General features: G+C 57.8%; 14 protein-coding genes. 5 read left to right on the forward strand and 9 right to left on the reverse strand.

Features of this window, described 5'->3' with window-relative positions; genetic code table 11:
• Positions 1-24 precede the first annotated feature (24 nt).
• Positions 25-1,275 carry a conjugal transfer protein TraF gene (locus tag ACR6AS_RS12525; RefSeq protein WP_111140198.1) on the reverse strand — a complete coding sequence of 417 codons (1,251 nt, stop codon included), beginning with the start codon at positions 1,273-1,275 and terminating at the stop codon, positions 25-27.
• Positions 1,276-1,723: 448 nt separating this feature from the next.
• Here ACR6AS_RS12525 and zur point away from each other — a divergent pair, with 448 nt between their 5' ends.
• Complete coding sequence (gene zur / locus ACR6AS_RS12530; protein ID WP_111140197.1) at positions 1,724-2,245, forward strand: zinc uptake transcriptional repressor Zur; 522 nt, start codon at positions 1,724-1,726, stop codon at positions 2,243-2,245.
• 53 nt (positions 2,246-2,298) lie between these two features.
• Here the strand turns inward: zur and ACR6AS_RS12535 are convergent, their stop codons facing one another.
• The 4 genes from ACR6AS_RS12535 to ACR6AS_RS12550 form a co-directional block, all read right to left on the reverse strand.
• Positions 2,299-2,511 (reverse strand): CsbD family protein, encoded by a 213-nt coding sequence (locus tag ACR6AS_RS12535; protein ID WP_111140196.1) that lies wholly within the window; start codon positions 2,509-2,511, stop codon positions 2,299-2,301.
• Positions 2,512-2,671: 160 nt separating this feature from the next.
• Entirely contained in the window at positions 2,672-3,994 is a 1,323-nt protein-coding gene (dinF, locus tag ACR6AS_RS12540; protein ID WP_434162354.1) for an MATE family efflux transporter DinF, read from the reverse strand.
• A gap of 100 nt (positions 3,995-4,094) precedes the next feature.
• Entirely contained in the window at positions 4,095-4,709 is a 615-nt protein-coding gene (lexA, locus tag ACR6AS_RS12545; RefSeq protein ID WP_111140194.1) for a transcriptional repressor LexA, read from the reverse strand.
• A 105-nt stretch (positions 4,710-4,814) separates the two neighbouring features.
• Positions 4,815-5,183: a diacylglycerol kinase gene (locus tag ACR6AS_RS12550; RefSeq protein ID WP_013359773.1), complete on the reverse strand. Its 369-nt coding sequence runs from the start codon at positions 5,181-5,183 to the stop codon at positions 4,815-4,817.
• Positions 5,184-5,311: 128 nt separating this feature from the next.
• On the opposite strand from ACR6AS_RS12550, the gene plsB reads away from it, so the two are divergent.
• Entirely contained in the window at positions 5,312-7,735 is a 2,424-nt protein-coding gene (gene plsB / locus ACR6AS_RS12555) for a glycerol-3-phosphate 1-O-acyltransferase PlsB (protein WP_293774337.1), read from the forward strand.
• A 112-nt stretch (positions 7,736-7,847) separates the two neighbouring features.
• Here plsB and ubiA read toward each other — a convergent pair whose 3' ends face one another.
• The 4 genes from ubiA to ACR6AS_RS12575 all read right to left on the reverse strand — a co-directional run bounded on the left by ubiA (position 7,848) and on the right by ACR6AS_RS12575 (position 10,528).
• Positions 7,848-8,729, reverse strand: coding sequence for a 4-hydroxybenzoate octaprenyltransferase (gene ubiA / locus ACR6AS_RS12560; protein ID WP_434162357.1), 882 nt, complete (start codon positions 8,727-8,729; stop codon positions 7,848-7,850).
• Between the two features lie 10 nt (positions 8,730-8,739).
• The gene (gene ubiC / locus ACR6AS_RS12565; RefSeq protein WP_111141945.1) at positions 8,740-9,252 is read right to left on the reverse strand and encodes a chorismate lyase; all 513 of its coding nucleotides are present in this window, start codon (positions 9,250-9,252) and stop codon (positions 8,740-8,742) included.
• Between the two features lie 86 nt (positions 9,253-9,338).
• On the reverse strand, positions 9,339-9,749 hold the full coding sequence (gene psiE, locus ACR6AS_RS12570; protein ID WP_111141944.1) for a phosphate-starvation-inducible protein PsiE: 411 nt from the start codon (positions 9,747-9,749) through the stop codon (positions 9,339-9,341).
• A gap of 71 nt (positions 9,750-9,820) precedes the next feature.
• The gene (locus ACR6AS_RS12575) at positions 9,821-10,528 is read right to left on the reverse strand and encodes a UTRA domain-containing protein (protein ID WP_111141943.1); all 708 of its coding nucleotides are present in this window, start codon (positions 10,526-10,528) and stop codon (positions 9,821-9,823) included.
• Positions 10,529-10,734: 206 nt separating this feature from the next.
• Here ACR6AS_RS12575 and ACR6AS_RS12580 point away from each other — a divergent pair, with 206 nt between their 5' ends.
• The 3 genes from ACR6AS_RS12580 to ACR6AS_RS12590 are packed head-to-tail and all read left to right on the forward strand — an operon-like array spanning position 10,735 to position 13,471.
• Positions 10,735-11,796: an ABC transporter substrate-binding protein gene (locus tag ACR6AS_RS12580; RefSeq protein WP_111141941.1), complete on the forward strand. Its 1,062-nt coding sequence runs from the start codon at positions 10,735-10,737 to the stop codon at positions 11,794-11,796.
• 20 nt (positions 11,797-11,816) lie between these two features.
• On the forward strand, positions 11,817-12,629 hold the full coding sequence (locus tag ACR6AS_RS12585) for an alkaline phosphatase family protein (protein WP_111141939.1): 813 nt from the start codon (positions 11,817-11,819) through the stop codon (positions 12,627-12,629).
• On the forward strand, positions 12,626-13,471 hold the full coding sequence (locus ACR6AS_RS12590; protein ID WP_111141937.1) for an ABC transporter permease: 846 nt from the start codon (positions 12,626-12,628) through the stop codon (positions 13,469-13,471). The genes ACR6AS_RS12585 and ACR6AS_RS12590 overlap by 4 nt, the downstream gene beginning before the upstream one ends.
• The last annotated feature ends 9 nt before the right edge of the window (positions 13,472-13,480 follow it).

Raw genomic sequence — 13,480 nt, forward strand, 5'->3', positions numbered from 1 at the left:
CCCCGGACCGCCTGAATAACGCGCTTAGAAGTTGAAGCCCAGCTGTACCATTGCGCCCCAGGTGTTGTTCGCGCCCACCGATCCGGCCAGATCCAGATGGACGGCTTTGTTAAACGGCGAGAGACCAAAACCGGCGGTAGCGACATTCTCATCGTTGGACCGCATATCCGCACGATAACCGGCACGCAGCTGCAGCCAGTCGAGAACGCGGTACTCCGCACCCACAGCCGCATACTGGCTGCTGCCCTGGCTTTTAAAGCGTTTCGTCTCCGTCAGATCCACATCGCCCGTCACGGTAAACGGCCCCTTATCCCAGGCCAGGCCGGTAGTGACCAGCGGGCGAATCTGATAGGTGTCGCGATAACCGTTGACCTCGCGGGTCTGCAGATCGCGCGACACCAGGTTCTGACCGGTGACGCCCAGCGTCCAGTTCTCCGCAAAGGTCGTCGCCAGACCGGCATCGACGTTAAACCCGGTATCCGTGCTGCGATACTGGCTGTTGTTGATGTCGTTCTTGTCGTAGTTATAGATGCTGGCGGTGTAGTTATAGAGCCAGGTTTTCTGGACTTTCGGCGTAACGCCCACCGACACCGGCTGACCGGCGATGGTGAACTCATGCGCGACCGCCACACCATAATCGGTGACGAGGGCCGCTAAACCATTGGCGCTGGAGCGAAGGTTGTTCTGGTCGCCCTGACGCGGCAGTATCGTGCCGTTAGCCACGCCGCGCAGATAGTCGATATCACCCTGCTCGACATTAGCGCGAACGTGCGCCGTACCGTAGGCTTTGGTGATAAACGCGAAAGGCAGCGTCTCATTCGGCACCGTCACGGCGACGGCAACACCCGCCGAGCCATTGGCTTTATCACCGCGCAAATCGCTCAGCCTGTTGGCCACATCACCAGAGGCAGCACGCAGTTCAGGATAGCCACGGAAATAGTCTGCCGGCGTAAAGTTACCCAGCACTGAGCGGTAACGATCCACGGTCGCGGTAATATCATCGACCTTGTTAATCAGGTCATCTTTGTCAGTGACCTGAACACCGGCTGACGGAAAAATAATGCTGACGTTATCGTCGGTTTTAGCACGCGTCATCAATGCCGGGTTTGCCAGCACCGCAGATCCATACAGAGAAGAAGCGACGCCGGTGCCACCCATGGCGTCATTACGTGCATCGTACCAGGTCCCTGCCGCCATGGCGGAAGAAGAAAGGAAAAGCGCGGTCGCCGCAGCGGAGTACTTCAGCGCCGGACGTTGAGCGGATTTTTTCACCATTTGCCTGCCATCACCTGAAATTGTCATTAACACATTCAATGACTGAATAATTTGTTAGCCGTATTGTGAATGCTGGCTAACGCGTCGTTGCTGTGAATTCAAAGGAAACAGTGCCTTAATTCAAGTGATTGGACGTTTTCCAACCAAAAATTTGTTGTGATTGTTCAGACCGAGCCGGGGAATTACCAAAAATACCAGCCGTTGCTTAAGTCTTTCTGAACATTACTTCTTAACTCCGTGAGATGCAAAGCAAATTGCCCCTGAAATCCTCTGACGGTCGATTCGGAATGGATCTGATTTGTCCTCACTAAGGTTAAAAAAGCGGGCTGAAACGCTGAACATGCTGTTTTAACAGGCAATTAATGCTGTTTTTTTAAGCCAGAAGCCACTTCAGCACCCCGCCGCCAATTGTGATAAAATAACATCACTCATCCAGCGGAGAATTTTCATGACAACCATGACGTCGCAGCAAATTTTGACCCAGGCCGAAAAAATGTGCCTGCAACGCGGTGTGCGTCTGACGTCGCAGCGCGCTGAAGTGCTGCGCCTGATGGCCGAACAGCCTGGCTCTATCAGCGCCTACGATCTGCTGGACCAGTTGCGGGTCAGTGAACCTCAGGCCAAACCGCCCACGGTCTATCGGGCGCTCGATTTCCTGCTGGAGCAGGGCTTCATCCATCGGGTGGAGTCCAACAATAGCTATGTTATGTGCCACCATTTTGAAGCACCGGCGCATACCTCGGTGATGCTGGTCTGCGATCGCTGTGCTGCCGTCTCGGAAAAACAGGCGCAGGGCGTGGAGACCATAATTGCGACGCTGGCGGGCGAAGCGCAGTTTGCTCTGCGCCATAGCGTGATCGAGGCGCATGGGTTATGTGAAAACTGTGCGGAAGTGGCGGCCTGTACGCATCATGATAGCTGCGAACATGATCATCAGGAGGAGGGAAAAAAACGGGGAAAACGGGGATAGGCTGTAACGCCTGAAAGCGGTTCCGGTGAAGGCTCACCGGAACAGGGGCTCGATTACCAGCGATGATCTTTGTTGTGGGTTTCCCAGTCTGTTACTTCGCGCTCTGCTTCATCTTTCGCATAGCCGTAACGCTCCTGAATTTTGCCCACCAGCTGGTCGCGTTTGCCTTCGATCACCTGCATATCGTCGTCGGTCAGCTTGCCCCATTTCTCTTTCATCTTGCCTTTGAACTGCTTCCAGTTGCCGCTCGCTTCGTCTTTATTCATGGCATACCTCCAATCCTCGGGGTTTAATTATCTGGCTACTCGCCATAACTTCGATACAAATCGCTGCTTAACAGCGCCGTATAGAGTTAATTGTAGTCGCCATATTCAAGGATGAAGAATAATACAGAATAATCTGTACCCTTCTGCCAGCCTGGCTGAATCAGGCTTCAAACCAGCTGTTCTGACGCCAGTGCCTGCGCCAGATGAGCCAGAGCGTCAGGCCACGCAGCGCCAGAAAAACGGTTACCGCCAGCCACAGTCCATGATTACCCAGCAGCGGAACGCTCAGCAGCGTCAGGAAGTAGCCTGCGGCGGCCATTACCATGCTGTTACGCATCTCGCGACCGCGTGTGGCACCGATAAACATGCCATCCAGCAGGTAACACCAGACGCCCGCCAGCGGCATGATGACCTGCCAGACCAGGTAGCGATCGGCGGTCTGTTGCAGCGACGTCAGCGAGGTCAACAGCGTCACGATCTGCGGACCGGCGATCGCATAGACCAGCGAGAAGAACAGCGCGACGGCCACCGCCTGACGACAGGCGGAGTGCCAGACACGCAGCAGTTTACGGCCATCTTTAGCGCCATGCGCCTCTCCCGCAAATGCCTCTACCGCATAGGCGAAGCCATCGAGTGCGTAGGCGGTGAAGGTAATGAACATCAGTAAGACGGCGTTAACAGCGACCACATCAGGGCCGAGCCGTGCGCCCAGTACGGTCAGCGAGGCGAAACAGAGCTGCAGCATCAGGGATCGCAGCATGATATCCCGGTTGAGGCGCAGCAGCCGGGCAGTGTCACCGCGCCAGCTCTGTTTCAGCAGGGCTGGCGTGATGCCGTGCAGTTTCAGCACCCGCCAGACCATGATGCTGCCAACGCCCAGCGTGATGTACTCAGCCAGCGCCGTGGCGGTGGCCGCCCCCGCGACACCCCAGTGCAGACCCATGACCAGCCAGAGATCGAGCACGATATTCACCAGATTTCCCACCACCAGCAGGATCACCGGCGCACGCGCATACTGTACGCCCAGCAGCCAGCCCAGGATCACCAGATTTGCCAGCGTGGCAGGTGCGCTGAGCCAGCGGATTTGGATAAACCGCGCAGCCTGCGCCAGGACCTCGGGACTGCCACCGATCAGCTGCGTTGCCAGCTGAATAATCGGATAGCGTAAGACGATAAACAGCACACCGGCCAGCAGCGCAATGATCAGCGGCTGGACCAGCGCCCGCGCCAGCGCCGTTTTGTCGCCCGCACCCAGCGCCTGCGCCGTGAGACCGGTGGTACTCATCCGCAAAAAAAGCAGCAGCATAAAGAGGAAACTGGTGACGGTGGTCCCGACCGCGACCCCGCCAAGATAGACAGGGCTGTCGAGATGACCAATAACTGCGGTATCGACCACGCCCAGCAGGGGCACGGTGATATTTGAAAGGATCATCGGCAGCGCAAGCCGCCAGAGATTTTTATCGGTTGCCGTGATAAAGCGCATTCGCCGTTCCGTGCTCAGTGTCGCTGCGCAGACAGGGCAGCGACAGAATTAGGGCAGACAGAATAGCATCAGAGCGGGCGAATGCACGCGGGCAGAAAAATCAGAGCCATTCGCCGTTGCGAACCACGCCCACGGCCAGACCTTCAATAGTCAGCGACTGCGCACGGGTATCAACCACGATCGGGTCAAATTCACTGTTTTCAGGCAGCAGATGCACGATAGCGCCCTGCTTTTTCCAGCGCTTCACCGTGACTTCATCATCAATGCGCGCCACGACGACCTGACCATTACGCACATCCTGGGTCTTATGCACCGCGAGCAGATCGCCATCCATAATCCCGATATCTTTCATCGACATTCCGCTGACGCGCAGCAGGAAGTCAGCCGACGGCTTAAACAGGCCCGGATCCACCTTGTAGTGGGTTTCGATATGTTCCTGCGCCATGATAGGTTCACCGGCAGCAACCCGGCCAATCAGCGGTAAGCCTTCTGAGGCTTCTTCTTCCATCAACAGACGGATGCCGCGCGAGGCACCGGACACGATCTCGATGACGCCTTTACGCGCCAGCGCTTTCAGATGCTCTTCTGCCGCATTCGGCGAACGGAATCCCAGCTGCGCGGCAATCTCGGCACGCGTAGGCGGCATGCCCGTTGAAGTAATATGGTCGCGAATCAGGTCATAGACCTGCTGCTGCCTGCTGGTTAATGCTTTCATCCCGCCCCCTGGTTGTTTATACAGTCGCTGTGAGTATATACAGGTATTGGTGAAATGGAAACCGATTGTCCCGCAAAACGCGGCTTCCGACGCGATATGGAACGCTTATCGCAAATGTGTCCAGAGCAGCGCGATCCAGACAAACAGAGCCAGTAGAATGCTGATCAGCACCGCGGCCGATCCCATATCTTTTGCCCGACCAGCCAGCGGATGATGCTCCTGACCGATGCGATCGACTACCGCTTCAATGGCACTGTTAAGGATTTCGACAATGACCACCAGCACCACGGACCCAATCATGAGGATACGTGAGACTACATCCACATCCAGCCAGCAGGCGATAATAATGGCAACCAGCGCGGCCAGCGCCTCCTGGCGAAATGCCGCTTCATGCTGCCAGGCGGCACGCAGCCCCTGCCATGAGTAACCTGCGGCTTTAACTATTCTGATAAGTCCGGTGGCGTTATTTGCCATGATGGGGGAACCCTTTCATCGTATTGACGTCAATGTCTGGGCTGCGTGCAATTCGCACCACCACAGATCTTCGCTGCACTTTCTGGTATGCTTGCGGCGCTTTGCTAACAAGAGGCTTCATGTTGTCTATGTCAGGTTGGCGTAAACTCTATTACAAACTGCTTAACTTACCACTGTCGTTTTTGGTAAAAAGTAAGGCCATTCCGGCCGATCCCGTGTCAGAACATGGTCTGGATCCGACCCGGCCTATTATGTATGTTTTGCCTTACGATTCGAAGGCCGACTTACTGACTTTGCGCGCCCAGTGTCTGCGGCATCATCTGCCCGATCCGCTCTCTCCGCTGGAGATTGACGGCGCGCTGCTGCCGCGTCACGTCTTTATTCACGATGGTCCGCGCGTTTTCCCCTATTTTGTGCCCAGCGTCGAATCCGTGAAAATCTTTCACGACTACCTCGATCTGCATCGAAACAATCCCACGCTGGATATTCAGATGCTGCCAGTCACCGTGATGTTTGGCCGCGCACCGGGACGTGAAGTTCAGGGCGAGCCAACGCCCCATCTGCGGGTCCTGAACGGGGTACAGAAATTCTTTGCCGTCATCTGGCACGGACGCGACAGTTTTGTCCGCTTCTCGCCGACCGTTTCGCTGCGCCGTATGGCAACCGAACACGGAACGGACAAGTCGATCGCCCAGAAGCTGGCCCGCGTGGCCCGTATTCATTTTGCCCGTCAGCGGCTGGCCGCGATTGGCCCGCGTTTACCGGCGCGTCAGGATCTCTTTAATCGTCTGCTGCAATCCAAAGCGATTGAAAAAGCGGTAGAAGATGAAGCACGCAGCAAAAAGATCTCCCACGAGAAAGCGCAGCAGAATGCCATCGAGATGATGGAAGAGATTGCGGCCAACTTCTCCTATGAAGCAATTCGTGTCACTGACCGTGTCATGGGCTGGCTCTGGAGCCGTCTCTATCAGGGCATCAACGTCAACGGCGGCGAAAAAGTGCGTCAGCTGGCGCAGGATGGCCATGAGATCGTCTATGTGCCCTGCCATCGCAGCCACATGGATTATCTGCTGCTCTCCTATGTGCTCTACCATCAGGGTCTGGTGCCGCCGCATATCGCAGCCGGTATCAACCTCAACTTCTGGCCGGCTGGCCCGATTTTCCGTCGTCTGGGCGCGTTCTTTATCCGTCGTACCTTTAAGGGTAATAAGCTCTATGCCACGGTGTTCCGCGAATACCTCGGCGAGCTGTTTACCCGTGGCTATTCGGTTGAGTACTTTGTCGAAGGGGGCCGTTCACGCACCGGTCGCCTGCTGGACCCGAAAACCGGCACCCTGGCAATGACGCTACAGGCGATGCTGCGCGGCGGAAATCGCCCGATCACGCTGGTGCCGATCTACATCGGCTATGAGCATGTGATGGAAGTGGGGACTTACGCCAAAGAGCTGCGCGGCGCGGCGAAAGAGAAAGAGGGCTTCATGCAGATGGTACGGGGCTTACGCAAGCTGCGTAATCTCGGCCAGGGCTACGTTAACTTTGGCGAGCCGATGCCGCTGGTTAACTATCTCAACAAGCGCGTGCCGGAATGGCGCGACGACATCGATCCGATCGAGCCGCAGCGTCCGAGCTGGTTAACGCCGACCGTCAACGATATCGCTGCCAGCCTGATGGTGCGGATCAATGAAGCGGGCGCAGCCAATGCCATGAACCTCTGTGTCACCGCCCTGCTGGCGTCACGTCAGCGCTCACTAACGCGCGAACAGCTGATTGAGCAGCTGGCGTGCTACACCCAGCTTCTGCGCAATGTGCCTTACTCACCCAACGCGACGGTGCCCGATCTCTCAGCGGAAGCACTGCTGGATCACGCCATGGGCATGAACAAGTTTGAGAGTGAAAAGGACAGTATCGGTGACATCATCATTCTGCCGCGCGAGCAGGCGGTGCTGATGACCTACTATCGCAACAACATTCATCACATGCTGGTGATGCCGTCGCTGATTGCCGCCATTGTTCAGCAGCATCAGACGCTGAGCGAAGCCGAACTGCTGCGTCAGGTGAGCCTGATCTACCCGATGCTGAAGAGTGAGCTGTTCCTGCGCTGGCAGACCGATGAACTGCCGCAACTGCTGGCTGACCTGTGTCAGGAGCTGGCGCGTCAGGGCCTGATCACGCGCGAAGCCGGTGAGCTGCGCTTCACTGCGGCGCGCTACCGCACGCTGCAACTGCTGGCCGCCGGGGTGCGTGAAACGCTGCAGCGTTACGCTATTACCTTCTCCATTCTCAGTGCCAAGCCAACGATTAACCGTGGCACGCTGGAAAAAGAGAGCCGGACGCTGGCACAGCGACTGTCGGTACTGCACGGCATCAACGCACCGGAGTTCTTCGACAAAGCCGTCTTCACCTCGCTGGTACTGACGCTGCGCGACGAAGGGTATATCAGTGATCGCGGCGATGCTGATGTCGCGCAGACCCAGGCCACCTGGCACATTCTGGCAGACCTGGTGACCAATGACGTTCGCCTGACGATTGAAACCGCCGTGGCGCACGACTGACATCTGCCTGCAGATAAAAAGGCGACCTCATGAGGTCGCCTTTTTTATGCCTGAAATTCAGCCCGGAAGGCGCACGGCAGCAATGAACCGGCCTTTTATACCCGGAACGCTGTCAGAATAGCTGGCTGAACGGCGGCGTATTCATCAGCACGCCAAGGAACAGCACCATCCCGACATAGTTATTATTCAGGAACGCCTGAAAACAGGGCTGCCGTTCGCGCCCGGCGATCAGCTTCTGCTGATAAACAAACAGCGCCGCCGCCAGCAGCAGCGTCCAGTAGAAGGCACCATTCAGATGCAGCATCATCCCCACCAGCGCCATCAGCACCAGGGTCGCCAGCTGCAGCAGACCGATGATCAGCTTGTCAAAACGGCCAAACAGAATCGCGGTCGACTTCACGCCAATCTTCAGATCGTCATCCCTGTCCACCATCGCATACTGCGTATCATAGGCGACCGTCCAGCAGATATTGGCGATGAACACCAGCCAGCAGACGAGAGGTAAGGACTCACTAACTGCTGACCACGCCATGGGAATTGCCCAGCCAAAGGCAGCACCCAGCACCACCTGCGGCAGATGGGTATAACGCTTCATAAAGGGGTAAACCCAGGCCAGCGCCAGCCCGACGACGGAGAGCAGAATTGTCATCAGGTTCATGGTCAGCACCAGCGCAAAAGCCACCAGCGCCAGGATGACAAACAGCAGCTTCGCCTCTCTGGCGCTCACCGCCCCGCTGGCCAGAGGCCGATGCTTTGTGCGCTCAACGTGCCCATCCACCTTACGGTCGGCATAGTCGTTGATCACGCAACCGGCCGCACGCATTACGAACACACCGGCGACAAAAACCGCCAGCACCGGCAGCGACGGCACGGCCATATCCGCCAGCCACAACGCCCAGAGCGTTGGCCACATCAGCAGCAGCGTCCCGATCGGTTTGTCGATACGCATCAGGCGGGCGTAAGCCCGCCATTTCATGGTCATACTATTTTGCACTACAGAGCCCTCAGTCCCGATCGCGATAGAATGGCGATGCGGGTAAAAATAGTTCAGTCAGCAACAGCGGTTTGCCGGAGAGACGCAGGCGCGAACGCCGCCCCCACAATCCCTCCACCTGCCCCGGCTCTATAAAATCGCGGGTCAGCGTCGATGAGGAGAAAAGATAGCGGCCCAGAGGACGGGTGCCGAGCTGTTGCAGCATCGCCTCCGGCCCGTTGAGGGTGCTTTCCGGCACCAGCGTGCGGCCCGCCAGCCAGGGCTGATCGTCGCCGAACAGCAGCACTTCACGCAGCCAGAAGCGTTCATCATCTGGCAACAGCGCCCTCTCCTCAGCCAGTTCGCTGGCGTTGATAAAGCCTTCTCGCAGCGGCTGAACCGTGACCCGCTGACAATGCTGTTCAAAACGGCGCGTCATCGAATCCTCCTCCATCAGCCAGTCGAGCAAAGATGGCGCAGGGGCAGCCTGCGACGGCGAAAGCCAGTTGAGCGCACGTAATAAGCTGAGTGCGTCTTGCGACATAGCACCACTCCCGGTAATTTTCAGGTCGCTAGTTTAGCGCAGAGCGGCGATGCGAACACCTGCCGTCGTGTCAGACGGCAGAGAGATCACTCGCGTTTCAGCCGGTTACTGTTTGCCAGCCACAGCGTGATTACCAGAATCAGTATCGCGGCCGAGTAGCAGAGCGTATCGAAGGGATTTTTATGGTCGACGATGATCAGCCGGATAATGGCCGTGATGCCGATATAGACAAAGTAGCGCAGCGGAAAGTGATAGCCTGACTGAAAGTACTTCACAATCAGCGCAATAAACTCGAAATAGAGGAAATAGATGACGATTCCCTCAATCAGCAGGTAGGAAGAGGCCTGCTCGCCGGTATTAAACAGCACGTTTGCCAGGTGGATCGTCTCTTTGCCCAGGAAGACGATAAGGATAATCGCCAGACTCAGCAGGCCCAGATTCAGCACCCACTGCAGCAGCGTGGCAAGGTGGCGGGCAAACGGATTTTTGTCACTCATGTTGCGCCTTAAAAAAGAGGTTATCAGCGCGCGCTATCATGCGCGAGTGTGACGCAAATCACAATATTGACTCAGGCTTCCACATCCACGCAGAGCGCATCGTAACGCCAGTATTCGCAGTCGCAGTCAATCACTTCCCGATGCTGGTTGCGATTGATGCGGGTGATCAGCAGTCCGGGACTGCCGGATGCCACATTCAGCGTCGGTGCGGCGATCTCCGGTAACGGACCGGGCAGGATGGTGAAGCGCGCCCCGCCGTAACGGATGCCGTAACGCTGGTCGTAGAGATCGGTCAGTGAACGCGTCAGGTCTTCGCCGAGCAAATCCGGGAAAAAACGGGGATTGAGGTAGTGTTCGACATAGAGCACCGCGCGTCCATCGATACGCCGCAGGCGGCGGATGCAGTAAACCGCCGAACCCGGCGTCAGCTGCAACGCGGTCGCCACGCTCTCGTGCGCCGCGACCTCTTCAGCGGCGATCACTTCGGTGGTCGCCTGCCGTCCCTGCGCGAGCGCCATGGCATGAAAATGGCTGTGATGCAGCGGGTTATAGATCAGCCGCGGCGGTGCAATAAACCAGCCGCGCCGCAGTTCCCGGTAGATCACCCCCTGCGCTTCCAGCTTGCCCAGTGCTTCCCGCAGAGTGATGCGGGTAGTGCTGAACGCCTCGCTCAGGGCACGCTCGGCGGGCAGCCGTCCGCCGCTGAACTCGCCAGAGTGGATGCGCGTCAGCAGGGCGCTGGCGATCGCGTCCGCCGATTTGAGTGCTGGTGACTCCACAACAGTAGCCTCATTTTAGTGCGACCCCGCACACTTACTGTTCAGGTAAACATGCCATCGACCGGCTGACCGGCCGCCGCTTTCTCTCCCCATTCCCCGCCCCGCGCCGCCTTGTCATAAATCGTTCATATACAGGGGCTACATTGGCTCGGTTCTTGCTGGACTAGACCAGTCAGGCCCATCAACTTACACCCGGAGCAACTGAGATGAAAGCGTTTATCGCCTCTGTAGTAGCCAGTGCTGTTGTGCTTACCCTGCCCGTTGCGCAGGCCGCCGATAACGACCCTGCCGCGCTGGAAAAAGCCGCACGCAGTGAAGGTCAGGTCAACAGCGTCGGGATGCCGGACAGCTGGGCCAACTGGAAAGAGACCTGGCAGGACATCAGCAGCAAATATGGCCTGAAGCACAGCGACACGGATATGTCGTCGGCTCAGGAGCTGGCCAAGTTCGAGGCGGAGAAAGAGAACGCCAGTGCTGATATCGGTGACGTCGGTGCCGCCTTTGGTCCCATTGCCGTGGCTAAAGGCGTGACCCAGCCCTACAAACCCACCCACTGGGATCAGATCCCGGACTGGGCCAAAGATAAAGAGGGACACTGGGCGCTGGCCTATACCGGCACCATTGCCTTTCTGATCGACAAGCAGCAGGTCAAAGATATTCCCCACAGCTGGGCCGATCTGAAGAAAGGTAAGTATGTGGTTACTATCGGCGACGTCGGCGTGGCAGCTCAGGCGGCTAACGGCGTACTGGCGGCAAACTACGCGCTGGGCGGCGATGAGAAGAACCTGAAACCGGCGCTGGCCTTCTTTGCGGACCTGGCAAAACAGGGACGTCTTGGCGTGACCGATCCGGTGATCGCTAACATCGAAAAGGGTGAAGTGCAGATGGCGGTCGTATGGGACTTCAACGCCCTGAACTACCGTGACCAGATCGACAAAAATCGCTATGAAGTGGTGATCCCCTCTGACGGTTCAGTGACCTCCGGCTACACCACCCTTATCAACAAATATGCAAAACACCCAAACGCCGCGAAACTGACCCGCGAATATATCTTCTCCGATCAGGGGCAGATCAACCTGGCGAAGGGCTATGCCCGCCCGATCCGTGCTGAGCATCTGACGCTGCCGGCGGACGTTCAGGCTCGCCTGCTGCCGCAATCGGAATATAAAAACGCCCGTCCGGTTAAGGACCAGACTGCATGGGATAAATCGTCGAAAATGCTGCCGCGCCTGTGGCAGGAAAACGTCATCATCAACATGCAGCAGTAGCCGCTGGCGGGGAGAACGGAATGAAAACGATCCTGGTGGTGCTGGACGGCCTGAGCAATCAGGTGGCGCAACATGCAATGGGTTATCTGCATGCCGAATGTTCGCAGGGCAACGGCTTCTATTACCGTATGACCTGTGAGCTGCCGTCACTGTCGCGCCCGCTTTATGAGTGCATTCTGACTGGTGTTCCGCCGGTCAGAAGCGGCATTATTCATAATGGCGTCAGCCGGTTGAGTCGCGAACGCAGCGTATTTCACTTTGCGCGGGCCGCCGGACTGACGACGGCGGCGGCCGCCTACCACTGGGTAAGTGAGCTCTATAACCGGACCCCGTTCGTTCCGGCGCGCGACCGTCACACCGACGCGCCGGACCTGCCCATTCAGTATGGCCATTTTTACTCTGACGACAGCTATCCCGACTCGCATCTGTTTGAAGATGCAGAGAGTCTGCGGCTGCGTCACGATCCCGATTTTCTGCTGATCCACCCGATGAACATCGACGATGCCGGGCATAAGTCGGGGCTCTGCTCGCCGCAGTATCGTAACCGGGCGCGCATCGCCGACGGCCTGCTGTCGCAGTGGATGCCTTCGTGGCTGGCGGAAGGCTATCAGGTGATGGTCACGGCTGATCACGGCATGAACGACGACCGCTCCCACGGCGGGATCCTGCCGGAGGAGACCACCGTGCCGCTGTTTGTCTTTGGCCGCGCGTTCTCGCTACAGCCGGACCTTGCGCCGCAGCAGACCGACCTCTGCGGCACCCTGTGCGAGCTGCTGGCGGTCGCGCATGATAAGCCGGTCTGTCGCGGACTGCTGGCGGAGTGGCCACGATGAAAGGCAAAGGGATCGCGCTATTGCTGCTGCTGCCTTTCACCCTGTTCTGGGTCGCCTTTCAGCTGGCCCCGCTGCTGTGGATCGCCATCAACAGCTTCTGGAGTGAGATGAACAGCCAGTGGGGCTGGGATAACTATCGGGATATCCTGACCTCGCCCTTCTATCAGCAGGCGTTCCGCTTTTCGCTGGATATCTCGTTCTGGTCAAGCCTGTATGGATTACTGATTGCGCTGGTGACCGGCTATTCACTGCATCAGCTCGGCGGCGGGCGGCTGCAGCGTTTTCTGCTCTCCTTTACCAACATGACCAGCAACTTTGCCGGGGTGCCACTCGCCTTCGCCTTTGTGATCCTGCTGGGGCTGAACGGCTGCCTGACGCTGCTGCTGCGCCACTATGGTGTGATTGAGAGCTTCCGGCTCTTTTCGCGCAACGGCATGGTGCTGGTTTACACCTGGTTCCAGATCCCGCTTGGCGTACTGCTGCTCTATCCGGCGTTCGACGGACTGAAGAAGGAGTGGCAGGAATCGGCGGCGCTGCTGGGTGCCAGCCGCTGGCGCTACGGGTGGCACATCGGCCTGCCGATTCTCTTTCCGGCGCTGATCGGGACGTTTGTCATCCTGCTGGCGAATGCGCTGGGCGCCTATGCCACGATATACGCCCTGACCACCGGCAACTTTAACGTGGTGCCGGTGCGCATTGCCGCGCTGGTCTCCGGCGATATTTCGCTGGACCCTGACACCGGCAGCGCGCTGGCCATGCTGCTGGTGGCGATCATGGCGCTGATCACCCTGGTGCAGCAATATCTGGTGCGCCGCAGCTATCTCAATGCGAAGCAGCCATGAAAGGAGCCG

The sequence above is a fragment of the Pantoea phosphatilytica genome, from assembly GCF_051025615.1.
In the GTDB taxonomy this organism is placed as follows: Bacteria; Pseudomonadota; Gammaproteobacteria; order Enterobacterales; family Enterobacteriaceae; genus Pantoea.